Genomic DNA, 19,644 nt, shown 5'->3' with positions numbered 1-19,644 from the left:
CAAGTTTTGGACGTCAGATGAACGCAATCGATTTGAAGGGCCAGGTCGCCGTCGTCACCGGTGGCGCACAGGGCATCGGCTTTGCCATCGCCCAGCGGCTGCTGGCCTCGGGCGCCAAGGTGAGCCTCTGGGATCGCGACGGGGCGACGCTCGACAAGGCCGTGGCGGCGCTCGGCACAGGCGCATCGAGCAAGGTGGTGGACATCACCGACCTTGCCGGGCTGCAGCGGGTGCACGGGGAAGTGGAGGCTGAGGTCGGGCCGGTTTCGATCCTCGTCAACTCGGCGGGCATCGCGGGCAACAACGCGCCGCTCGACGAATACGATCCCGAGGAATGGCGGCGGGTGGTGGAGGTCAACCTCAACGGCACGTTCTATGTGAACAAGGCCGTTATCCCGGCGATGAAGGCCCGCAATTACGGGCGGATCGTCAATATTTCCTCGGTGGCCGGCAAGGAGGGGAACCCCAATCTCTCGGCCTATTCGGCGGCCAAGGCGGGGGTGATCGGGCTGACCAAGTCGCTCGGCAAGGAACTGGCCAAGTACGATATCGCCGTCAACGCCATTACGCCGGCAACGGCCAAGACGCGCATCCTCGATACGCTGACCGAGGAGTTCATCAACTACATGCTCGTGCGCATTCCCCGTGGGCGGTTCCTCGAGGTCGAGGAAGCGGCGGCGATGGTGGCGTGGCTGGTGAGCAAGGAGAACAGCTTTACGACGGCGAGTGTGTTCGATCTGTCGGGTGGTCGAACGACGTATTGAAGGTGGGGGCCGCGAAGGGCGCCCCCATCAGACTTCGCAGGGTGAAGGATCGGGGCGTACTCGCTCTGCAATCCGCGTTCAAATGCCTTCGCCCCGGCAAGTGCATGTCTCCACGCGAGATTCTCCGCCAGCGCCTCCGCGTGCATCTTTCAAGAATATCCTGACCTGTCACAAACTGCCCGAACCGTACGGTTTGCGGCGGTTTCGTGGCATTTATGATTTTTTTGACTAATGCGGGCGTCGTTCGTCGCCATCCGCTCAGAAATGATCGTATCGATGAATAGTATGTTCTGGAATTGAGTGGCGTTTTGCTCGATGTATTCACGAGTCATATTAACTTGTATGCATGAAGTATTCGGCTGATTTGACATGATGCTTATCGATCCCTAGGGTTTGGTCTCACGAAATCAGGAGATCGATTTATGACTTTGAAGTCCGGCGGCATTGCCGTCGCGATCGCGCTTGCCTTCGCCTCCGTGGCGGGCAATGCAGTGGCTGCAGACGAGAACGCCGCGTCTACCTGCGGCACCGACCGTACTATCGACATCGCCGAAATGACCTGGCCCTCCGCGGCCGCATTGGCGCATATCCATTCCCGCATCCTCGAGGCCGGCTACGGCTGCAAGGTCGAGGTGGTGACGGGCGATACCGTTCCGACCTCCACCTCGATGCTCACGCGGGGCACGCCCGCCGTGGCGCCCGAGCTCTGGACCAGCGCGATCGAGGAGCAGTGGCAGCAGGGCCTCAAGGACGGCAAGGTCGTCGCGCTGTCCGACGCCATCACCGACGGCACGATCGAGGGCTGGTTCATTCCGCGCTACACGCAGGAAGCCAATCCCGAGCTGACGAGCGCCGAAGCCGTCATCGCGCACCCCGAAATCTTCCCGGACCCGGAAGACAGCAGCAAGGGGCGCCTCTATTCCTGCCCGCCGGGCTGGGCCTGCGAGCTTTCGACCACGGCGCTCTTTGAAGCCTTCGACATGAAGGACAAGTGGAACCTCTTCTCGCCCGGTTCGGGCGGAGCGCTCGACGCCTCGATCGCCCGCGCCTTCACGCGCGAAGAGCCGATCCTCTTCTACTACTGGGGCCCGACCGCCATCCTCGGCAAGTTCGACGCCGTGCAGCTCGATCTGGGCGAAACCAAGCCCGAAGTCTACGCCTGCAACACCGACCCCGACTGCGACGATGCACCGGGCGTGACGGCTTATCCGTCCTCGCCGGCCGTGGTGGGCGCTGCCGCCTGGATCCAGGAAGAGGCGCCGAACGTGGCGGCCTATTTCTCCAAGGTCGGCCTCACCAACGCACAGATCAGCGAGCTGCTGGTCTATGGCGACGAAAACCAGGCCGACGCCGCGGCCACCGCCGAGAACTTCCTCAAGACCAAAGAGGATGTCTGGACCACCTGGGTTCCGGCGGATGTGGCCGACAAGGTCAAGGCGACCCTCTGATTTTCCCCACAGCAATCGATGGCGGTGGCCGGGTTTCGCGCCCGGCCACCTATCGCGCCTGATCCCCAAGCGAGCTGGCCGCTCACTTAGCGATCCGGCGCTTCGGTTCATATGAAAGAACGAAAGCGTGTTTCCGCAAATCATTGATACCCGCCCGTTGCGACGAGCGGTCGATGACGGCCTCAACTGGGTCGTCCGCAACTGGGGCGACGGTTTCGAAGCCGCCGCCTATCCCCTTCTCATGCTGCTCAAGGCCATCGAGGACCTGCTCGTGGCAACCCCGTGGTGGGTGGTCATCGTGGTGCTGACCGGCATCGCCTGGCTGGCCTCGCGCCGCTGGCAATTGCCGGCCCTGGTGCTGGCGGCGCTGCTCTTCCTCGGGGTCATGGACCTCTGGAAGGATGCCATGACCACGCTGGCGCTGATGCTGGCCGCCACGATCACGGCCATCGTGCTCTCGATCCCGCTCGGGGTGTGGATGTCCCGCTCGATGAGCGTACGCCGGGCGATCACGCCGCTGCTCGATCTCATGCAGACGCTGCCCAGCTTCGTCTACCTGATCCCGGCGGTGATGGTGTTCGGCCCCGGCAAGATTCCGGCGCTGCTCGCCACCATCGTTTACGCGGCGCCGCCGCTCGTGCGGCTCACCGACCTTGGCCTGCGCACCGTCGATCCGGCGGTGATGGAAGCCAGCCGTGCCTTTGGCGCGAGCCCGGCGCAGAGACTGGTGAAGGTCCAGATTCCGCTGGCGCTGCCCACCATTCTCGCCGGCATCAACCAGACGACGATGATGGCGCTCTCCATGGTCGTGATCGCCTCGATGATCGGCGCCGGCGGACTTGGCTACCAGGTGCTGCAGGGCATCGGCCGGCTCGAAGTCAGCCGCGGGCTCTTCGCGGGGCTGGGCATCGTGGCCCTGGCCATCGTCTTCGACCGCATCGCGCAGGCCTTTGGCCGGCAATTGCAGGACCGTATCGGACTATTGGAGGCACGCTGATGACCAGTGAAAACGCCATCACTATGCGCGGCGTCACCAAGATCTTCGGTGACAACCCGCAAACCGCCCTCGAACTGCTGCGCCAGGGGCGCAGCAAGACCGAAGTGCAGGCCGAAACCGGGGAGATCGTCGGGCTCGACGAGGTGTCGCTCGATATCGAGCGTGGACAGATCTTCGTGGTCATGGGCCTTTCGGGCTCCGGCAAGTCGACGCTCATCCGCCACGTCAACCGGCTGATCGAGCCAACGGCGGGGAGCATCGTCGTGGATGGCCGCGACGTGCTGACCATGAACCGGGACGAGCTGCGCGACTATCGCCGCGCGAGCGTAGCCATGGTGTTCCAGAAATTCGCGCTGCTGCCGCATCGCTCGGTCATCGACAACGTCGCCTATGGCCTCGAAATCCGCGGCGCCGACCGGCGCAAGCGGCTGGCCGAGGCCGAGAAGTGGATCGAGACCGTGGGACTCGCCGGCTACGAGCAGGCGCGACCGCGCCAGCTCTCCGGCGGCCAGCAGCAACGCGTGGGCCTCGCCCGGGCGCTGGCGATGGATACGGACATCGTCCTCATGGACGAGGCCTTTTCGGCGCTCGATCCGCTGATCCGCTCCGGCATGCAGGACCAGCTTATCGATCTGCAGAAATCGCTCAACAAGACGATCCTCTTCATCACCCACGATTTCGACGAGGCGCTCAAGATCGGCAATCGCATCGCGGTGCTCAAGGATGGCGCGGTGCAACAGGTGGGCAAGCCCGAGGATATCGTGCTGCGCCCGGCCAACGAACATATCGAGCAGTTCGTGCGCGAGGTGAACAAGGCGCGGGCGATCCATGTCCGCTCGATCATGGAAGTGGGCAATACCGAGCCCTGCGAGCAGGCTGTCTCGATGGATGCGCGCTGCGAGGACGTGCTGCCGCTGTTTGCCGACCACAAATGGGTGGGCGTGGTGGACGAAACGGGCCAGCAGATCGGCCGCGTTACGGCCCGGCAGGTGATCACGGCACTGGCGCGGTATACGCCGCAGCGGGAGTCCGAGGCGGCCTAGTGCGCAATCGGGCAACCGAGCAGCAACAAAGCCGAAAGATTACCAAGATGTAAATTCGGCGACATCTTCGGGAAAGCCGCGGGTGGTTACAAACGATCCAAACCTTCCTCAATGGAGATGGATCATGCGTATCAAGGCATTGCCCGTAGCGGCAGGACTGACTGTAGCGCTCCTCGGTGGCTCGGCCATCAATTTCGCCCTTGCCCAGTCGGCGGCGCCGGTCGCGCCTGCCGCGCCCGCCGTTGCGGCGGGGCAGGGCTTGCCCAGCTTGTCGCCGGTGGTCAGCGAAGTGCTGCCCAGCGTCGTCGCCATCGCCGTACAGGGTGAGATGGTCAAGCCCGTGGCCCAGAACGGGGACGTACCGCCCTTCTTCCAGCAATTCGGCCAGCAACAGCCGCCCACCCGCCAGCAGGTGCAGGGCGAAGGCTCGGGCGTGATCGTGGATGCCGCCAAGGGCCTTATCGTCACCAACAACCACGTGGTGGACTTCGCCAACAAGATCGCGGTGACGCTTTCGGACGGCCGCACGCTGACCGGCAAGGTGCTCGGCAAGGACCCGGCCACCGATATCGCGCTGGTCCAGGTGCCGGCTGAGAACCTCTCGGCCATCAAGTTCGCCGCGCCGCAGGATGTGCGCGTGGGCGACTACGTGGTGGCCGTCGGCAATCCGTTCGGCCTCGGCGAAACCGTGACCTCGGGCATCGTCAGCGCCCTCGGCCGCTCGGGCCTGGGCATCGAGGGCTACGAGAACTTCATCCAGACCGACGCCTCGATCAATCCCGGCAATTCGGGTGGCGCACTGGTCGACCTCAAGGGTGACCTCGTGGGCATGAACACGGCCATCGTCGGCCCGGGCGGCGGCAGCGTGGGCGTTGGCTTCGCCATCCCCTCGCAGATGATCCAGCAGGTGGTGGCGCAGATCGAAAAGTACGGCGATGTCGAGCGCGGCCAGCTGGGCGTGCAAATCCAGAATCTTTCGCCTGATCTCATCGCGGCCATGGGCCTGCCGGCCAAGCAGGCCGGCGCGCTGGTGGCAGACGTGAGCGCCAATTCGCCGGCGGCCGGCGCGGGCCTCAAGGCGGGTGACGTGGTCACCGAGCTCAACGGTCAGGCAGTCGCCACTTCGACCGAGCTGCGCAACGAGATCGGCCTGATGCGCGCAGGCGACAAGGTGGACCTCAAGATCCTGCGCGACGGCAAGACCATCGACGCCTCGGTGACGCTGGCAAAGGCCCAGGCGGCCTAGTCACTCACAGCCAAACGAAAAGAGAAGGGCCCCGGATGGGGCCCTTCTCTTTTGCGTCAGGCCGATGGGGCAGGGGTGCGCTCGCCGATCGAGAGCATCAGGCAGTCGGCCCAGTTGAAGAGGGGAAGGCGGAGATAACGTCGGCAATGGCGAAGTCGTCGAGGCATTCGCGGCGACGAGACGACTGATTGTGCGGACATCGATGGGGAGGCACCGAGTCGACGCGGCTGTTTGCAGTAGGGCCGTTCACGCGTGGAGAATTCCTCGAGATCGAGGCGGTGCCCGATATTCGCGTGCAGGTGGCTGAACTGGCGCGGGTTGCTGGCGGCGAAACAGGCCTGAAGCCTGAAGCACGACGCCAGCAAGGGAGCTGGAGCTTGACCCTGCTGGCGTCGTCATGCCTCCAGTATGGCAGTTCACAGATACGTGATTCCGGCGGCCGACGATAGCCCGTCCGGCCTAAGCACTCCGCGGCGCGAAAAGGATGATCGCCGCCGCGACGAAGGCCAGGCCGCCTCCGGCAAGGTCCCAGAGGTCTGGTCGGCGGCCTTCGGCAAGCCAGAGCCAGAAGAGCGACGCCACGATGTAGATGCCGCCATAAGCGGCATAGGCCCGCCCGGCCTGCTCTGCGGGCGCCAGCGTGAGCAGCCAGGCGAAGAGCGCCAGCGAGGCCATTCCCGGCGCAAGCCACCAGATCGATTGCCCGTTCCGCAGCCACGTCCAGAACGCAAAACATCCCGCAATCTCGGCAATTGCCGCGCCTGCATAGATGAGGAGGGTGGTGAGGGGCAGTTGCATGAGGCCTCGCACGAGCATTGATGTCGTCGGCCTCTAGCATGGCGGAGCAGGGGAGCGAACCCCGCAGGTCGCAGGCGATTGCCGCCCCTATTCCGCGACCTGCCTTTCGGCGCCGCCAAGCAGCTTGGCTGTTTCGGCGAGATAGACTTCGAGCTTTGCAAGGCTGCGCACCTTGTCGAGATACCGGCTATCGAGGGAGGCTGCCGGCGAGAGCGTGTCGGAAAGCCCTTCAACGGCCTCCCGCGTCTGCTGCACTTCGTCGAGAAAGGAAACGAGCTCCATGGCGACGGTGCTGTCGTCGGGGCGCCGCACAACGCGCGAGCGCAGCGTGATCGCGCGGCTTTGCCACTCGAACATCGGCACGCAGATATTGCCCAATGCCTTCGATATTTCCTGAAGAACCAGGCGTTCGCGTCTCGGCGCCCGCTGCCTGACGCTCGGTGAAGCCATACCCAGCCTCCTCCCACGCATGGGGATCGCGTGTGACGTAACTAATGGTGTGACTGGAAAACTTAGAAGGAGCGTTCGGGTTCCCCCGGGGACGCTAGCGACCCGGACCGACCGATCGCCCGCGCCTCTGCAGCCGCTCGGCGAGGGCGGAATCGAAAACCGAACCCACCACATCCACGCCGAACTGAATCGCCTCGACTTCCTCTTCGAGCGGCAATCCTTCGACCGCCGCATTCTTGGCATCGCGGATGGCGACGGAGCGGATATCCTCGAGCCATTCGTCGTCCGATTGCGGCATCGCTTCGCTCAACTCACGCAACGTCACGGCCAGCGCGTTGGCCAAGGCCACGCTGGCCAGAGCGAAATTGGCCGAATTCATGGCTCCATGGGCGTGATTGCCGCTTTCTCGATCGCTTGCCATTTGCTGGTTCCTAGATCTCGCCAGTGACAAAAAAGCCCCGCAGGAATTTCAACATCCCGCGGAGCGTCTCTTGCGCAGATTTCACGGGTATCGTCAGGGACGCCCGCCGCGCCGCACAGGTTATTGGGCAGGAGCGGCAAACTTGCCTTCGTCGCAGAAGGCCACGGTCAGCTTGGTGAGGTCCACCTTGCCATCAGCAGTCCAAAGCGTCGAAGCATCGGCAGCCGGAGCCGCGTTAGCCATCGGGGTGGCCTTGCGCAACTCGTCGCACTTGGCCTGAACCTCGGCGACCTGGTCGGCAGCGACGGCTTTGCCGCCAATCATGTGCTCTTCCTGAGCAAGGGCAAAGCCCGGAACAAGAAGCGTGGAGGCGAAGGCAACGGTGGTTGCAAGAACCTTGATGTTCATCGAATCTCTCCTTTCGAGAACCGAACGCAGAAAAAACCTAGTTCTGCCGATCCGGTTCCACGAGGCGTTGCGTTTCGGCGCGGGGGCGGACGGCGACAAAATTCTCTGGGAGACAAGCGGTGCTCGAAATCCTCGCATTCGGCGATAGCCTCACGCGAGGCGCCGATCCGATGGGGGCGTCTTGATCGCGAAAACACTCGCGTAACAGGCACTGCATTCGTACCGGTCGTCCGTCGGATTCTAGGGATATCGAGCTAAGATTGGGGTTACCGCGAGCCGCTGTGTGTTCGGTACGCGAACAACCTGCGCTGGGAGCGAAGCCGGTGTGCGTCGGTTTTTAGATCAGTTGGCTGGGGAACCTGGACCCTCCCATCAGCGCGATACATATAGTAATTTCAATGGGTTATCAAGATTGGTGGCCAAAAAAGTGGGCCAAAGTGGGCCACCTTTTTGGGCCATCTGTTCAGCCCTAACCCTGCCCATCGGCTCCCATAGACGCTGGCCCGTTTGCGGCTACTATCGTCGCTCGAATCTTTGGGGGGCAAAGAATGTTCTTTACTAGGCTTGGCACCGTTGCCGCATGGATTGCGCTCATTATGGCCGCAAGCCGAACTGGCATCGCACTCTATATCATCTTCGGCATATCGAACGCCGAAGAGGCTAGGGCCTGGGCGGCACGTTACTTAGGGCAATCACCAGCTCAAGCCCTTGATCAGGCGTTAATAGTCGCTGCTTGCGCCATTGCGCTGGGCGTTCTGGTCGAGATCAGCCGAGCGTTGCGGCAGCAATAATGCCGGGGTGGCCGTCCTACTTCACTTGAGGCGCTTATGGACGAAACCGACGATTTTGACGATGGTGAACAAATAAAAGAGACGTTCGCCTACTTCGGCCGAGCATATTACATGGCAAGTGTCTTTGAGACAGGTCTGGCCATTTCAATCATGCAGCTAGATTTCTTGGTCGAAACTAGAAGACGGTATATTGCGGAGCGGCCGACGACCTTTGATCGCGCCAAATATGAGGCAGATTTCGATGCGTTCATGGATCAGCAGCACGCCAAGACGCTAGGGAATTTGATCAAAAGCGCCGGTAGGTTTCCTGAGATTAGCCACTTGATTGAGCCGCACTTTCAGAGGGCAAAGGCTCAGCGTGACTTCCTGGCCCATCACTTCTTCCGAGACAGAGCGCTCGAATTCTCCTCAAGAGTGGGTAGGGAAAGGCTCATCTTGGAGCTAGACGAGCTGCACGATGTGTTTGAACGTGCAGACAGACTACTTGATGAGGCGATGGCCTCACATCGTGAAATGCTAGGATTTACGCCTGAAATGCAGGCACAAATGATGGATAAGTTCAGAAAAGAAGCTGAAGAACTGTCAGACGATTGAAAAATCCCCAATTAGGGGATTCACATTTCGTTCTCGCTCAGGCATATTGCGGTAATATAATACCGCATGAGCAGACCTGTTGCCCTTCACCGACTTCCTTCCCGGCTTCTTCCGCAAGGCCGATCCTGAGCCGACATCGCCCGCGCCGGTGAGCCTCACCGACCCGCTGGCCGCTTGGCTCTTCGGTGCCCAGCCGACCCACTCCAACATTTCGGTGACGCCCGAGACTGCCATGCGGGTGCCCGCCGTCGCATCGGCGGTAACGCTTATCTCTGATGCCGTGGGCACGCTCCCGGTGAAGCTCTACGTGCGTAATGGCAAGGGCAAGGAAGCCGATCCGGCGCACCCTGCCTTTACCCTTGCGCATGACGAGGCCAACGACTGGACCAGCGCCGCCGAACTGCGCACCCAACTCACGCGCGATGCCCTGCTGCATGACAATGGCGGTTTCGCGCTCGCTAATCGCGTCGGCGACAGGGTGGTTGAGTTCATTCGGCTAGACCCGGCCAGCGTTGAGCCAAAGACGGACGATGCGACCGGCGAACCGTTCTATCTGATCAGGCAGGGCCGGAAGAACGTCCGCTATGAGTATCGGGACATCCTGCATATTCGCCACGAGGACGCCGCACCGATCAACCTGGCGCGGAACGCTATCGCCTATGCAATCGATCTTGAGCGATACGCCGCCAAGCATATCCACAACGGCGCACATCCGGGCGGTGTCATCGAGAACGACAAGTCGATGAAGCCCGAGGAAAAGGCCAAGCTCCTCGAAATGTGGACGCTGGCTCACAGCGGCGACAACATCGGTAAACCCGCGATCCTGAGCGATGGCGCGCAGTGGAAATCCATCACCAATTCGCCCGCCGACACCCAACTCATTGAGCAACAGCGTTGGACCAATGAGCAGATTGCCCGTGTATTCCGCGTCCCGCCGACCATGCTTTTCGATCTTACGCGCGGAACTTGGTCGAACACCGAAGAGATGGGGCACCAGTTTCTCACATACACTCTTCGGCCTTGGCTGAAGGCGTGGGAATGGGCCTATGCCCGCGTCTTGCTCACGCCGGAAGAGCGCCGCACGCACTTCTTTGAGTTCATCACTGATGACTTGCTCACCGTGAGCCACGCTGCCCAGGCTGCTTCTTTCGGCCAGTATCGCAGCATGGGTGTGATGACTGCCAATGAGGTTCGCGCCGCGCGTAACCTCCCGCCGCTTCCCGGTGGTGATGAGCTCCAAAATCCCTACACGACCAGCGCCCCGGTGCAGGCCGCGAACGACAACCCTCTCAACACCGAGAAAGACGCCGCCTGATGCACAAGGCATTCTTTGGCGACCGTGAGCGGGATTTCTCGCTCACGCCGCACCTGATTCCTGAATTGGAAAAGCTCACCGGCAAGGAAATCACTGCCATCGTTGAGAGCACCCGAAGCATGGGCTTGGCCGAAATGGTGCACACCGTTCGGTTGGGCCTTATTGGTGCCGGTGAGCATCCTAAGGAAGCCGCTGAGCTGGTGCAGACCTACTTGAATGCGCATCCGTTGGGTGAGCTGCATTTGCTGGCACTGGACGTTCTCACCGACCTTTGGGTTGGCCCGGAAGAGTCCGTTTTCCGCGAAGCGACCGACGATGAGAAGGTTGACGCGGAGCGCCGTGTAAACCGCGCCGCTCGCAGTGCCGTGCAGGAAGCCGCCGCAACCGGCGATTTGTCCGCTGCCATCAATGCCGGTGCCGCCTAATGGAAAAGCTCGAAATCAAGGCCGAAGTCAGCATTGACGATGCTGGCACCATCACCGGCATTGCGTGGCCGTTCGGCGCTGCCGACAGCGTTGGCGATGTTATCGAGAAGGGCGCGTTCCGGTTTGAAAAATCGATCCCGATCCTAGTTGAGCATGACGACAACCAGGTAGTCGGCATCTGGGAAAGCGTAACCGAAACCGATGTCGGGCTTGAGGTTAAGGGACGTCTTTTCATCGAAGGTGTCGGACCTGCGCGCGCGGCCCGCCGTCGCTTGCAGGCAGGTCGAAGTGCAGGGCTTTCTATTGGTTATCGCCTGCATGACTTCACGCCGCGCGTGGGCGGCGGTCGCAGCCTCACCAACCTCACCGTCGCTGAAATCTCCCTTTGCCAGCACCCCGTCAATCGCGGCGCGGGCATCACCGAAGTTAAGTCCATGGAACAGGAAAACACCCATATGGAAAACGAGAATACCGCCGAAGCCGCTGTTGAGCTGAAGGCCGCTAACGACAATATCGCCGCGCTCACCGCCCGGCTGGACAAGCTCGAAGCCAAGGCCAAGCGCCCGGTTGCCGCCAATGACAATGAGCCGGTGAATGGGCTCAAGGCCTTTGGTGACAGCTTGCGCACCACGATGCTGGAACGGAAGGCGCTCACCATTTCTGCGCCCAGCACCGGCGGCGAGCTGGTGCCGGATGACTTCTCTGCCCAGGTGCTGGAAAAAGTTCGCGCCGCCTCGCCGGTGCGCCAGCTTGCCAGCACCATTTCGGTTGCTGGCTCACTCTTGCAGATTCCCCGGCTGGTCAATCGCGTCGTGCCCGCTAGCGTGACCGAAGTTGGCGCCAAGCCTGAATCCGAGCCGACCTTTGAGCAGATTGATATCAAGCCGCACGCAATGGGCGTTCTGGTGCCGGTATCGCGCAGTCTGCTCGAAGACAACGCCGTCAATCTGGGTGACTACCTCAGCAATCACATCGTGGCGGAATGCGCCACGCTTGAAAGCCAGTGGTTCGTCACCGGCAACGGCACCACCCAGGCCGAAGGTGTTCTGACTTCCACCGAAGTGGAAGAGATCGAAGCCGCTGCCATCGACACCGACGCGCTGCTGGACCTGTTCTACGGCATCAAGTCGACCTATTCCCTGAATGGGTCTTGGCTGATGAACCGCAAAACCATGCGCGTGGTGCGCGGCCTGCGAGACAGTGACGGCAACCTGCTTTGGCAGGCTGGCTTGCAGGCTGGTCAGCCTGGCCTTCTGCTGGGCAAGCCGGTCTTTGAAGCCGACCACATGCCGGATGTTGCCGAAGACGCAACCCCCATCATGTTCGGTGACTTCGCGCGCGGATATCTCATCACCGACCGCATCGCCTTTGAACCGCACGTCGATTACGACACCCGTTGGGGCAATGACATTGTTGTCTTTGGTGGCCGTCGCCGCGTCGGTGGCAAGGTGGTCATGGGCGAAGCGCTCGCCAAACTCAAGATCGCCGCCTAACCATGAAGCTGGGCGCGGACGGCATCTATGTCGAGTTGGCAGGCGAGGCTTACGAGCTTCGCCCGTCGCTGCGCGCCAGCATGCGCCTTGTTCGGCGGCACGGGCTCACCGGCCTGCTTGCCGCCGTGCAGGGCTTCAACGTCACCATCATTATGGACGTGCTCAGGGAAGCGGCTATCAGCCCCAAGCTCTTGCTGGCTGACATTGCGGCCTTTGGCCTTGGCACTGTCCGCAATCGCCTCACCGGCCCGCTCGCAGAGTTCGTCCTGGCTATTGCGGGTATTGACCCCGACGACACCGCACCCGCGCCCAGCGGCAAGCCTATCGATCCTGAGCAAGCCTTTGCCAAGCTCTTTGGTATCGCCACGGGCTGGTTAGGCTGGTCCCCGGAAGAAGCATGGAACGCAACACCCGCAGAAATCATAGCCGCCCGCAATGGCCGGGTAGACCTCATCACAGACGTGATGAAGGCCGTTTTCGGCACGACCGAAGAGCAGACCAGCATCGCAATTTACACGCCCGATCAGCTCAGCCAGATCGAAGAGGGAGGCCACGATCCTGCCTTTGATCGTGAAGGTTATGCTGCGCTTAAAGCGAAGTTGCTGTCCCAAAGAACTAGATAATTCGCCCGGCTAATCTATGCCCTTCGCACCCCCACGCCTTTGCAGTTGCGGCAACATCGTTCCTTCCGGTGAGCGTTGCGCTTGCCAGATTGCCAGCGACCACGCCCGCAAAGCTCGCCATGATCGCAGTCGCCCGTCTGCCCGCCAGCGCGGCTACAACACCGAATGGCAGAAGGCGCGTGCTGCCTATCTCATAGCTCATCCGCATTGCGTTATGTGCGGCAAGCCTGCCAGCCACATTGACCACATCATCCCGCACCGTGGCGACGACGCCTTGTTCTGGGACCGCAACAACTGGCAGCCGCTTTGCGCGCATCACCACAACAGCACCAAGCAGCGCGAAGAGCGCAGGCAGGCCCAAGCATGATTATGTTAGTCGAAAAGGCCAACAAGCCAGTCGGAGAGATCGCGACGACATACCTCTACCGTCTGTTGCGTTCTAAGGTCTATCGGCCACCACATTGCCGCCCCAGATTGGCCACACAGGCCACGTTGCACGATGAAAGAACCCTTCGTGTATGGCTGTGGTTCAGAACCGTCTTCGCGAGTGAGCACCAGTGGTTCCCCTTTGTGATAGATTGCCTTGGCAATCTCTCCCTTATCGATGGGCATCCGCACCAGCTCCAGCTGGTAAAGCAGGTGAGCCAGTCTTTCCGGAGTGGCATCACCGCGCGCTGTAATACGCTCCCTTGCCACCCTGACAAGCTCATAACATCGCGTAACCCACGATTCAGACAGCGACAAAAAGAGATCGCCCGCGAGGTCAACATCTGGCTCCATATCGGATGTGGAGCGTTCAAGGTTTTCTGCCTCAAGCGTCCTGAGAAGCATATCAACTCTGGTGTTCATAGCGAACGACAGCAGCGTTGCATGGCCCGCCAATGCTCCAAATCGATACTGAACTTCGATCCATTTTTTATGAAGTTCAGGATGAGCGGCGATGCCTTTGCGCATCGCCGCTTCCAAAAGCGTTCGGGTCAAAAGCTGTTCTGTCACCACTTCACCTCCGACTTTCAAACTACGGGGGTGGCTTTGAATTTGCCAGCCTTTGAGGGGACCGGCGGGGGGAGGCACGCGCAAGATATTCCGCAAATAGAGATTTTTCCGAATGACCGCACTGACTGACTTGAAGCAGCACCTTGAGCTGCTTGATGACACTGAGGATTCCCAGCTTTCGCGCATCATCGTTGTGGCGCTGGCGACCCTCGCCAATGACATCGGCGCTGAAGCGCCCGCAGAATATGAGGACTTGCCCGCACCGCTTCAGCACGCCGCGCTGATGAAGGCTACGCATCTATTCTGGAACCGCAACCCGGTGTTGGTGGATCACAGCATGGTTCGGCTGGCTATGGGCTATGACGACCTCATTGCACCCTACGTTCGGCAGGTGTGCTAATGGCCTCTGTTGACGCTCAAATCCGCCGTTTGAAGGCCCGTTTTGATGCCGTTCCGGTGCGGGCACGGGAAGCTGCGCAGGTGTCTTTGCAGAAGTCCGGTAATGAGCTTGCCGACCTAATGCGGACCCTAGCTGAAAGCAGCCGCGACACTGGCGCGCTTATCGACAGTATCGAGATGACGCCCGGCGACATGCATACGCCGCCCTTTAGCCAGCCGGGCGGCAGCACCGTTGTGCCGTCCAACGCCGTCATGGTGACGGCGGGCAATGAGGACGTGCGCTATCCCCATCTTGTTGAGCATGGCACCGGTGAGGCCGCTGCCAAGCCGTTCTTCTGGCCTGCTTTCCGTATGTTGCGTAACCGGATCAAGAACCGGACCACGCGCGACATTCGCAAGGCAGTCCGCGAAGAGGGGAACCACTAATGGCTCCCGATATCGCACTGCAAATTGCCATTCATGACCGGCTGATTTCGGCACCGGCGCTCACCGCTTTGGTGCCCGCCGAACATATTAAGGATGCTGGCTCCCGGCCCGAGAACTTCCCGTGCATTAGGCTGGGTGATGCCCAGGTCGTGCGGGAGGGGGAAACTCGCACGACCCGTTCGGTGCGCGTCTACATGGACCTGCATTGCTGGACCGAAGAGGGCGGCATGATGGACGCCCGCGCCATTGCCGATGAGGTGCGCAATGCCCTGCCTAGCGAGCTAGAGATCGTTGGGTATGACCTTTGGGGGAACTTTTGGGTGAATGGCTCCCGCACCCTTCGCGACCCGAAGGACTACGGGCACGTCATCGTGTCGGTTGAAGCGATGATGACTGAGGTGCGTCATGCTCACGGGTAACTTCCGGCACACCATCATCATTCAGCGCGCCAGCACCACGAATGGGCAGGGCGGCAGGCAGATAGTAAGCTGGGTAAACCTTCACACCCTACGCGCCGAGCTGGTGAGCCGCGAGGCCGTCGAAACTAATGCCGACAACGGCCAGCGCGAAACCACGACGCTGATTTTCCGAACCCACTTCCGGCCTGACATCACCACAGCGGACCGCGTGAGCCATGCCGGGCAGCCGCTCAATATCGTCAAGCTGCTGGCGGTTGCTGATGGCCGTGGCCTTGAGCTGCATTGCGAGGTGGTGAAGTGAGAGGCCGCAAACCCAGCACCATCGTCGGTGGCAGTAGTTCAGTTACGGTTGTGCCGCGCCCGCCCAGTTACATGAGCAGGGACGCCAAGGCAGAATGGAAGCGTGTTGCGCCTATCCTTATCGAAGAGCGCAAGACGCTCACTGCGGCCGATCTTGCCACGCTCGAAAACTACTGCATTGCCACCGGCACGATGCGGGAGGCCCATCGGCTTCTTACGCGTGAAGGACTGGTAACGGCAGCGGGCAAGAAGCATCCCGCGCACGGTATCCTCAACAATGCCCAGACCACCCAGCGCCTTTGTGCTGCTGAGCTGGGCCTAACGCCGGTTAGCCGGTCACGCCCTGCCATGCGTGATGATGGCGACGACGACGAGTTGGGCGCGCTCTTTGGCTGATCCCTATCCGCATTGGCTTTTCGATGACAGCAAGATTTCCGACCCGCTGGGATGTGGCCAGCGGGCGGTCGATTTCGTGCTGGCGCACTATCATCCGAAGTCGAGCCATCCGCAGCGCAAGTTCCAGCTTCCTAGGTGGATGGAGCGACTTATCAGGGCCATTTACGGGCCGCGCGACGCGAACGGCAATCGCATCGTCAAGCGCGTGGTCATCATGCTTCCGCGCGGCGCTCGCAAGACCTCGCTGGGCGCGATCCTCGCTCTATTGCACCTCTATGGGCCGGAAGGCGTCAATCAGGGGCAGGTTATCCTTGCTGCCTATGACCGCGATCAGGCTCGCATTGCCTATGAAGAGGCGCTTGGCATTATCCTGCAAACGCCGGTGGTGAAGAAGCGCACCCGCGTCCGTGACTCCCGCCACATCATCAAGCACCCGGCATCCGGTTCGATCCTCAAGGCCGTTTCCAGCGATGCCAATGCCCAGAACGGGCGCACACCCAATTTCGTGCTCATTGACGAAATCCACGCGTGGAAAAAGCCGGACCTCTACAAAGTCTTGCGTTCCGGCCTATCCAAGACAGCAGGCACCCTTGAGGTGGTTATCTCCCAGGCTGGACGCGGGCAGGGGAACATTGCCTTTGAGGTTTTTAACTATGCCCGCCGTGTCGCGAGCGGCGAAGTAACCGACGCCGGCACGCTGCCCATCTTGCTCGAAACGCCGACCGATGCCGACTGGCGCGATGAGGCGGTGTGGCATCGCGTCAATCCCGGCCTTGCCGATGGCTTCCCCGACATTGATGCGCTTCGGCAGGAAGCTCGCGAGGCTGAACATAATCCCGTGCTGCGCGACACCTTCAAGAATGACCACCTCAATATGTGGCTGGGCCATTCGCGTTCCCCGCTTTTCGACATGGCGATTTTTGACCAGGGCAAGCACGAGATTGATTTTGCTGAACTGAGCGAGCTGCCGTGTTTCCTTGGCGTGGACCTTTCCCGCACCGGCGACCTTTCGGCCATTGTCACGGCGTGGCTGCACGACGATGGCAATATCACCGTGCGCCCGACCTTTTTCCTCCCGGAAGAGGATTTGCAGGCGCGCGCCGACCGCGACCAAGCTCCTTATGTCCGCTGGCGCGCTGAAAAGTTGCTGAACGTGGTTCCCGGCCCGGTCATCGAAGACACCCATGTTGAGGCAGAAATTCGCGAGATCGTCGCGGCCAATGACAATGTGATGGAAGTTGCGGTTGATCCGGCGATGGCTGGGCCGATGCTTCGCCGCTTAGTGGCCGATGGTATCCCCGCCTTTAGTCTCAAGCAGTCGCCTTTGCTCATGGGTATTGCCGCTGCCGACCTGTCCCGCACTGTGAGCGCGCGCCGCATCCGCCATGACGGACACCCGATCCTGCGTGCCCACCTGGATCACGTTATGGCGCGCTTCGGCACGACTGGCCTGCCTTTCATGCAGAAGGACAAGGAAACCGACCGCATTGACGGTGCGGTGGCCGCTGCAATGGCCGTTTCCCGTGCCGTCGCCAATGACAATGCCGGGCCTCAATACACCGACGAATTGCTTGAACTTTACCGATAGGAACACCCATGGCTGATGCCGATCTAGTTGTTTTGCTAGAGGCCCGATACGCGGCCTTTGAGCGTCAGATGAAACAGGCAGGCATGATTGCCGACCGCAATTTTAGGCGGATCGATCAGCGCGCCAAGCAGTCCGCATCCACGATTGAGCGACACTTTGTGGGTGTGGGCCGTGGTATCGCCGCCGGGATCGCCAGTGCTGTCTCAATGCGTGCCGCAACGCAGCTCTTGGATACGAGCACCCGCATCGGCAACTCGCTCAAGGTGGCTGGGCTGGCCGGTGACGATTTGCAAAAGGTATACAAGAGCCTGTTTGCATCGGCCCAGCGTAACGCCGCGCCGTTGGAATCTCTGGCGCAGCTCTATTCCCGCGTCTCGCTTGTTCAGGGTGAGCTAGGCGCGTCCACTGAGGACATGCTGAAATTCACCGATAACGTGGCGGTGGCGCTACGTGTCGCGGGCACTGATGCTCAATCGGCATCGGGTGCGTTGCTTCAGCTCTCGCAGGCGATGGGCTCTGGCGTTGTCCGGGCTGAAGAGTTCAATTCGATACTGGAAGGTGCGTTGCCGATTGCCCAGGCGGCAGCCGCTGGCCTAGATCAGGCAGGCGGATCGGTCGCCAAGCTCCGCGCCCTTGTTGTTGATGGCAAGGTTTCCTCGCAAGCATTCTTTGATGCGTTTCAGGCCGGTTCGGTCACTTTGCAAGACAAGGTGGCAAGCGCTGAAATGACGGTTTCGTCGTCGTTCGTGCGCTTGCAAAACGTGCTTATCGACGCTGCGGGGCGGTTCAACGACACCTCGAGCGCAGGACAACGGTTCGCCAGCTTCCTCGACACGTTGGGCGGCAAGATTACCGAGCTGGTCAACTCCGATGGTTTTGACCGCGCGTTGAACGATCTTGGCGATGCGATTTCTCAGACCTTCGCCAATGACATGCGCGACATTCAGCGCATTGGCGACCTGATCGACCGGATCGCGACCAAATTCGACACCTTTGGCGCATCTGTCAGCGATGCCGACATTGCGCTTGATGCCGCCTACCAGTCCATGGGCAACCTGGCCCAGAACACTCGTGGCAACTTTGGTGAGGTGGATGCCGCATTTCAGGACTTGTTGCGGCAACTCATCGAGGGGCGCGGCACCGCCGAAAGCGCGGCAGACGCCATCGAGGCCCTTGGCGATGCGAACCCGAGTTTTGCCAAGCTGCAAGACAAGATTGCCGAAGTCATCGGCAACTTCATCGCACTGCGCGATGCTGCCCGTGCCGCGCAAGCTGCCGTGGGCCAAACCGATGAAATTGGTGCTGGTGCGAGCTGGCAGGAACTAACCGCGACCTTTGCGCCGAAAGCTCCGGTGAAGACGGTTTCGCTTGACGACTACCCGGTAACGCCCGGTAGCGGCAAAGGTTCGGGCGGTGGGCGTTCCGGCGCTATGCGTGAAGAGCGGGATGCAGCCAAAGAGCTGATTGCCGAGCTTGAGAATGAGTTGCGTCTCGTCGGCGCATCTGAGGTGGAGCGGCGCATTGATGCCGAGCTTCGACGTGCGGGCGCTAGCGCTACAGATGCGCAGAAGGAATCTATTCGCGGGTTGGTCACCGAGATTGAGAGCCAGAACGCCGCTATGCGGCGCCTAGAGGACGCACAAGGTGCGGCCAAGGGTATCGCCAAAGATTTTCTGGGTGGCCTGATCGGCGACCTACGCAGCGGCACCGACGCCGCTACCGCGCTTGCCAATGCCTTCGGACGACTTGCCGACCGCCTGCTTGATATGGCGCTGGATAGCCTCATTGACTCGCTCTTCAGCAATATGATGGGTGGTTTGGGCGGTGGGCTTTTTGGGCTTCTGGGCTTCAAAGACGGCGGGGTAGTAAAGGCTGCTACGGGTGGGCTTATCCGTGGTCCTGGCACTGGCACGAGCGACAGCATCCCTGCGCGGCTGAGCGATGGTGAGTTCGTCGTGAACGCCGCTGCTACGCGCCGGAACCTCGATCTGCTGCGCGCCATCAATGAGGGCAAGATTGCCGCGTTTGCCACTGGTGGGCTTGTTGGTAATGGTCCCACGATCCGCCCGGCGAACGACAACGCGCGCCCTGCGAATGACAACGCCGTTCCGGTGGTGACGATCAATGCTCCTGTGACGGTCAACGCAAACGGCGGCACGCCAGAGCAGAACCAGGACCTCGCCAAAACCGTGGCGCGCACCCTTGAAGGTCAGCTTCGCGGCATGGTCGTGCAGGAGATGATGACCGCAATGCGTCCCGGCAACTTCGCTAATAATCGAGGCAGAAGCTAATGAATTTCTTATT

At 61.0% G+C, this 19,644-nt stretch carries 24 protein-coding genes; 19 read left to right on the top strand and 5 right to left on the bottom strand.

Features of this window, described 5'->3' with window-relative positions:
• Positions 1-17: 17 nt before the first annotated feature.
• From JNE37_RS00250 to JNE37_RS00230, 5 genes are all read left to right on the top strand, one after another.
• Complete coding sequence (locus JNE37_RS00250) at positions 18-764, top strand: SDR family NAD(P)-dependent oxidoreductase (protein ID WP_203064944.1); 747 nt, start codon at positions 18-20, stop codon at positions 762-764.
• Positions 765-1,186: 422 nt separating this feature from the next.
• Positions 1,187-2,212: an ABC transporter substrate-binding protein gene (locus JNE37_RS00245; protein ID WP_203064943.1), complete on the top strand. Its 1,026-nt coding sequence runs from the start codon at positions 1,187-1,189 to the stop codon at positions 2,210-2,212.
• Positions 2,213-2,339: 127 nt separating this feature from the next.
• On the top strand, positions 2,340-3,209 hold the full coding sequence (locus JNE37_RS00240; protein ID WP_203064942.1) for an ABC transporter permease: 870 nt from the start codon (positions 2,340-2,342) through the stop codon (positions 3,207-3,209).
• Positions 3,209-4,252, top strand: a complete 1,044-nt coding sequence (locus tag JNE37_RS00235) for a quaternary amine ABC transporter ATP-binding protein (protein WP_203064941.1) — start codon at positions 3,209-3,211, stop codon at positions 4,250-4,252. Before JNE37_RS00240 ends, JNE37_RS00235 begins: the two co-directional genes overlap by 1 nt.
• 124 nt (positions 4,253-4,376) lie before the next feature.
• Positions 4,377-5,498, top strand: a complete 1,122-nt coding sequence (locus JNE37_RS00230) for a trypsin-like peptidase domain-containing protein (RefSeq protein WP_052152304.1) — start codon at positions 4,377-4,379, stop codon at positions 5,496-5,498.
• A gap of 459 nt (positions 5,499-5,957) precedes the next feature.
• On the opposite strand, the gene JNE37_RS00225 is transcribed toward JNE37_RS00230, so the two are convergent.
• The 4 genes from JNE37_RS00225 to JNE37_RS00210 all read right to left on the bottom strand — a co-directional run bounded on the left by JNE37_RS00225 (position 5,958) and on the right by JNE37_RS00210 (position 7,575).
• Complete coding sequence (locus tag JNE37_RS00225; RefSeq protein ID WP_203064940.1) at positions 5,958-6,296, bottom strand: YnfA family protein; 339 nt, start codon at positions 6,294-6,296, stop codon at positions 5,958-5,960.
• An 87-nt stretch (positions 6,297-6,383) separates the two neighbouring features.
• A complete protein-coding gene (locus JNE37_RS00220) occupies positions 6,384-6,746 on the bottom strand; it encodes a hypothetical protein (protein ID WP_156046269.1) in 363 nt (120 codons plus the stop codon).
• A 94-nt stretch (positions 6,747-6,840) separates the two neighbouring features.
• Entirely contained in the window at positions 6,841-7,167 is a 327-nt protein-coding gene (locus JNE37_RS00215; protein ID WP_203064939.1) for a hypothetical protein, read from the bottom strand.
• Positions 7,168-7,287: 120 nt separating this feature from the next.
• Positions 7,288-7,575, bottom strand: coding sequence for a hypothetical protein (locus JNE37_RS00210; RefSeq protein ID WP_035028882.1), 288 nt, complete (start codon positions 7,573-7,575; stop codon positions 7,288-7,290).
• Positions 7,576-8,123: 548 nt separating this feature from the next.
• Between JNE37_RS00210 and JNE37_RS00205 the strand changes: the two genes are divergently transcribed.
• From JNE37_RS00205 to JNE37_RS00175, 7 genes are all read left to right on the top strand, one after another.
• Complete coding sequence (locus JNE37_RS00205) at positions 8,124-8,366, top strand: hypothetical protein (RefSeq protein ID WP_203064938.1); 243 nt, start codon at positions 8,124-8,126, stop codon at positions 8,364-8,366.
• Positions 8,367-8,402: 36 nt separating this feature from the next.
• Positions 8,403-8,960, top strand: coding sequence for a hypothetical protein (locus JNE37_RS00200; RefSeq protein WP_203064937.1), 558 nt, complete (start codon positions 8,403-8,405; stop codon positions 8,958-8,960).
• 79 nt (positions 8,961-9,039) lie between these two features.
• Positions 9,040-10,275 carry a phage portal protein gene (locus JNE37_RS00195; RefSeq protein ID WP_203064936.1) on the top strand — a complete coding sequence of 412 codons (1,236 nt, stop codon included), beginning with the start codon at positions 9,040-9,042 and terminating at the stop codon, positions 10,273-10,275.
• Positions 10,275-10,700 (top strand): gene transfer agent family protein, encoded by a 426-nt coding sequence (locus JNE37_RS00190; protein WP_203064935.1) that lies wholly within the window; start codon positions 10,275-10,277, stop codon positions 10,698-10,700. The genes JNE37_RS00195 and JNE37_RS00190 overlap by 1 nt, the downstream gene beginning before the upstream one ends.
• A complete protein-coding gene (locus JNE37_RS00185; RefSeq protein WP_203064934.1) occupies positions 10,700-12,193 on the top strand; it encodes a phage major capsid protein in 1,494 nt (497 codons plus the stop codon). Before JNE37_RS00190 ends, JNE37_RS00185 begins: the two co-directional genes overlap by 1 nt.
• A 2-nt stretch (positions 12,194-12,195) precedes the next feature.
• Positions 12,196-12,816 carry a phage tail assembly chaperone gene (locus tag JNE37_RS00180; protein ID WP_203064933.1) on the top strand — a complete coding sequence of 207 codons (621 nt, stop codon included), beginning with the start codon at positions 12,196-12,198 and terminating at the stop codon, positions 12,814-12,816.
• A gap of 16 nt (positions 12,817-12,832) precedes the next feature.
• Positions 12,833-13,183: an HNH endonuclease gene (locus JNE37_RS00175; protein WP_203064932.1), complete on the top strand. Its 351-nt coding sequence runs from the start codon at positions 12,833-12,835 to the stop codon at positions 13,181-13,183.
• Positions 13,184-13,188: 5 nt separating this feature from the next.
• Here JNE37_RS00175 and JNE37_RS00170 read toward each other — a convergent pair whose 3' ends face one another.
• Positions 13,189-13,812: a hypothetical protein gene (locus tag JNE37_RS00170; RefSeq protein WP_203064931.1), complete on the bottom strand. Its 624-nt coding sequence runs from the start codon at positions 13,810-13,812 to the stop codon at positions 13,189-13,191.
• 112 nt (positions 13,813-13,924) lie between these two features.
• Here JNE37_RS00170 and JNE37_RS00165 point away from each other — a divergent pair, with 112 nt between their 5' ends.
• The 7 genes from JNE37_RS00165 (at position 13,925) to JNE37_RS00135 (ending at position 19,631) form a co-directional block, all read left to right on the top strand.
• Positions 13,925-14,212: a head-tail connector protein gene (locus tag JNE37_RS00165; RefSeq protein ID WP_203064930.1), complete on the top strand. Its 288-nt coding sequence runs from the start codon at positions 13,925-13,927 to the stop codon at positions 14,210-14,212.
• Positions 14,212-14,637: an HK97 gp10 family phage protein gene (locus tag JNE37_RS00160; RefSeq protein WP_203064929.1), complete on the top strand. Its 426-nt coding sequence runs from the start codon at positions 14,212-14,214 to the stop codon at positions 14,635-14,637. Before JNE37_RS00165 ends, JNE37_RS00160 begins: the two co-directional genes overlap by 1 nt.
• Entirely contained in the window at positions 14,637-15,056 is a 420-nt protein-coding gene (locus tag JNE37_RS00155; protein ID WP_203064928.1) for a DUF3168 domain-containing protein, read from the top strand. The genes JNE37_RS00160 and JNE37_RS00155 overlap by 1 nt, the downstream gene beginning before the upstream one ends.
• The gene (locus JNE37_RS00150; RefSeq protein ID WP_203064927.1) at positions 15,043-15,357 is read left to right on the top strand and encodes a phage head closure protein; all 315 of its coding nucleotides are present in this window, start codon (positions 15,043-15,045) and stop codon (positions 15,355-15,357) included. Before JNE37_RS00155 ends, JNE37_RS00150 begins: the two co-directional genes overlap by 14 nt.
• A gap of 71 nt (positions 15,358-15,428) precedes the next feature.
• Positions 15,429-15,752 (top strand): phage terminase small subunit P27 family, encoded by a 324-nt coding sequence (locus JNE37_RS00145; protein WP_343073224.1) that lies wholly within the window; start codon positions 15,429-15,431, stop codon positions 15,750-15,752.
• Positions 15,745-17,340 (top strand): terminase large subunit, encoded by a 1,596-nt coding sequence (locus JNE37_RS00140; RefSeq protein WP_203064925.1) that lies wholly within the window; start codon positions 15,745-15,747, stop codon positions 17,338-17,340. Before JNE37_RS00145 ends, JNE37_RS00140 begins: the two co-directional genes overlap by 8 nt.
• Before the next feature lie 8 nt (positions 17,341-17,348).
• Positions 17,349-19,631 (top strand): tape measure protein, encoded by a 2,283-nt coding sequence (locus tag JNE37_RS00135; protein ID WP_203064924.1) that lies wholly within the window; start codon positions 17,349-17,351, stop codon positions 19,629-19,631.
• Positions 19,632-19,644 lie beyond the last annotated feature (13 nt).

The sequence above is a fragment of the Paradevosia shaoguanensis genome, assembly GCF_016801025.1.
Lineage (GTDB): Bacteria > Pseudomonadota > Alphaproteobacteria > Rhizobiales > Devosiaceae > Paradevosia > Paradevosia shaoguanensis.
Note: the sequence above shows the minus strand (reverse complement) of the source record. Positions and strands in the feature narration are given on the sequence as shown.

What these genes read in the sequence shown, in the direction of transcription:
- JNE37_RS00135 (WP_203064924.1), top strand. Translation starts at nt 17,349, where the DNA reads ATGGCTGATGCCGATCTAGTTGTTTTGCTAGAGGCCCGATACGCGGCC.
- JNE37_RS00220 (WP_156046269.1), bottom strand. Translation starts at nt 6,746, where the DNA reads ATGGCTTCACCGAGCGTCAGGCAGCGGGCGCCGAGACGCGAACGCCTG.
- JNE37_RS00160 (WP_203064929.1), top strand. Translation starts at nt 14,212, where the DNA reads ATGGCCTCTGTTGACGCTCAAATCCGCCGTTTGAAGGCCCGTTTTGAT.
- JNE37_RS00230 (WP_052152304.1), top strand. Translation starts at nt 4,377, where the DNA reads ATGCGTATCAAGGCATTGCCCGTAGCGGCAGGACTGACTGTAGCGCTC.
- JNE37_RS00155 (WP_203064928.1), top strand. Translation starts at nt 14,637, where the DNA reads ATGGCTCCCGATATCGCACTGCAAATTGCCATTCATGACCGGCTGATT.
- JNE37_RS00215 (WP_203064939.1), bottom strand. Translation starts at nt 7,167, where the DNA reads ATGGCAAGCGATCGAGAAAGCGGCAATCACGCCCATGGAGCCATGAAT.
- JNE37_RS00150 (WP_203064927.1), top strand. Translation starts at nt 15,043, where the DNA reads ATGCTCACGGGTAACTTCCGGCACACCATCATCATTCAGCGCGCCAGC.
- JNE37_RS00210 (WP_035028882.1), bottom strand. Translation starts at nt 7,575, where the DNA reads ATGAACATCAAGGTTCTTGCAACCACCGTTGCCTTCGCCTCCACGCTT.
- JNE37_RS00165 (WP_203064930.1), top strand. Translation starts at nt 13,925, where the DNA reads ATGACCGCACTGACTGACTTGAAGCAGCACCTTGAGCTGCTTGATGAC.
- JNE37_RS00200 (WP_203064937.1), top strand. Translation starts at nt 8,403, where the DNA reads ATGGACGAAACCGACGATTTTGACGATGGTGAACAAATAAAAGAGACG.
- JNE37_RS00235 (WP_203064941.1), top strand. Translation starts at nt 3,209, where the DNA reads ATGACCAGTGAAAACGCCATCACTATGCGCGGCGTCACCAAGATCTTC.
- JNE37_RS00175 (WP_203064932.1), top strand. Translation starts at nt 12,833, where the DNA reads ATGCCCTTCGCACCCCCACGCCTTTGCAGTTGCGGCAACATCGTTCCT.
- JNE37_RS00245 (WP_203064943.1), top strand. Translation starts at nt 1,187, where the DNA reads ATGACTTTGAAGTCCGGCGGCATTGCCGTCGCGATCGCGCTTGCCTTC.
- JNE37_RS00145 (WP_343073224.1), top strand. Translation starts at nt 15,429, where the DNA reads ATGAGCAGGGACGCCAAGGCAGAATGGAAGCGTGTTGCGCCTATCCTT.
- JNE37_RS00205 (WP_203064938.1), top strand. Translation starts at nt 8,124, where the DNA reads ATGTTCTTTACTAGGCTTGGCACCGTTGCCGCATGGATTGCGCTCATT.
- JNE37_RS00225 (WP_203064940.1), bottom strand. Translation starts at nt 6,296, where the DNA reads ATGCAACTGCCCCTCACCACCCTCCTCATCTATGCAGGCGCGGCAATT.
- JNE37_RS00185 (WP_203064934.1), top strand. Translation starts at nt 10,700, where the DNA reads ATGGAAAAGCTCGAAATCAAGGCCGAAGTCAGCATTGACGATGCTGGC.
- JNE37_RS00180 (WP_203064933.1), top strand. Translation starts at nt 12,196, where the DNA reads ATGAAGCTGGGCGCGGACGGCATCTATGTCGAGTTGGCAGGCGAGGCT.
- JNE37_RS00190 (WP_203064935.1), top strand. Translation starts at nt 10,275, where the DNA reads ATGCACAAGGCATTCTTTGGCGACCGTGAGCGGGATTTCTCGCTCACG.
- JNE37_RS00250 (WP_203064944.1), top strand. Translation starts at nt 18, where the DNA reads ATGAACGCAATCGATTTGAAGGGCCAGGTCGCCGTCGTCACCGGTGGC.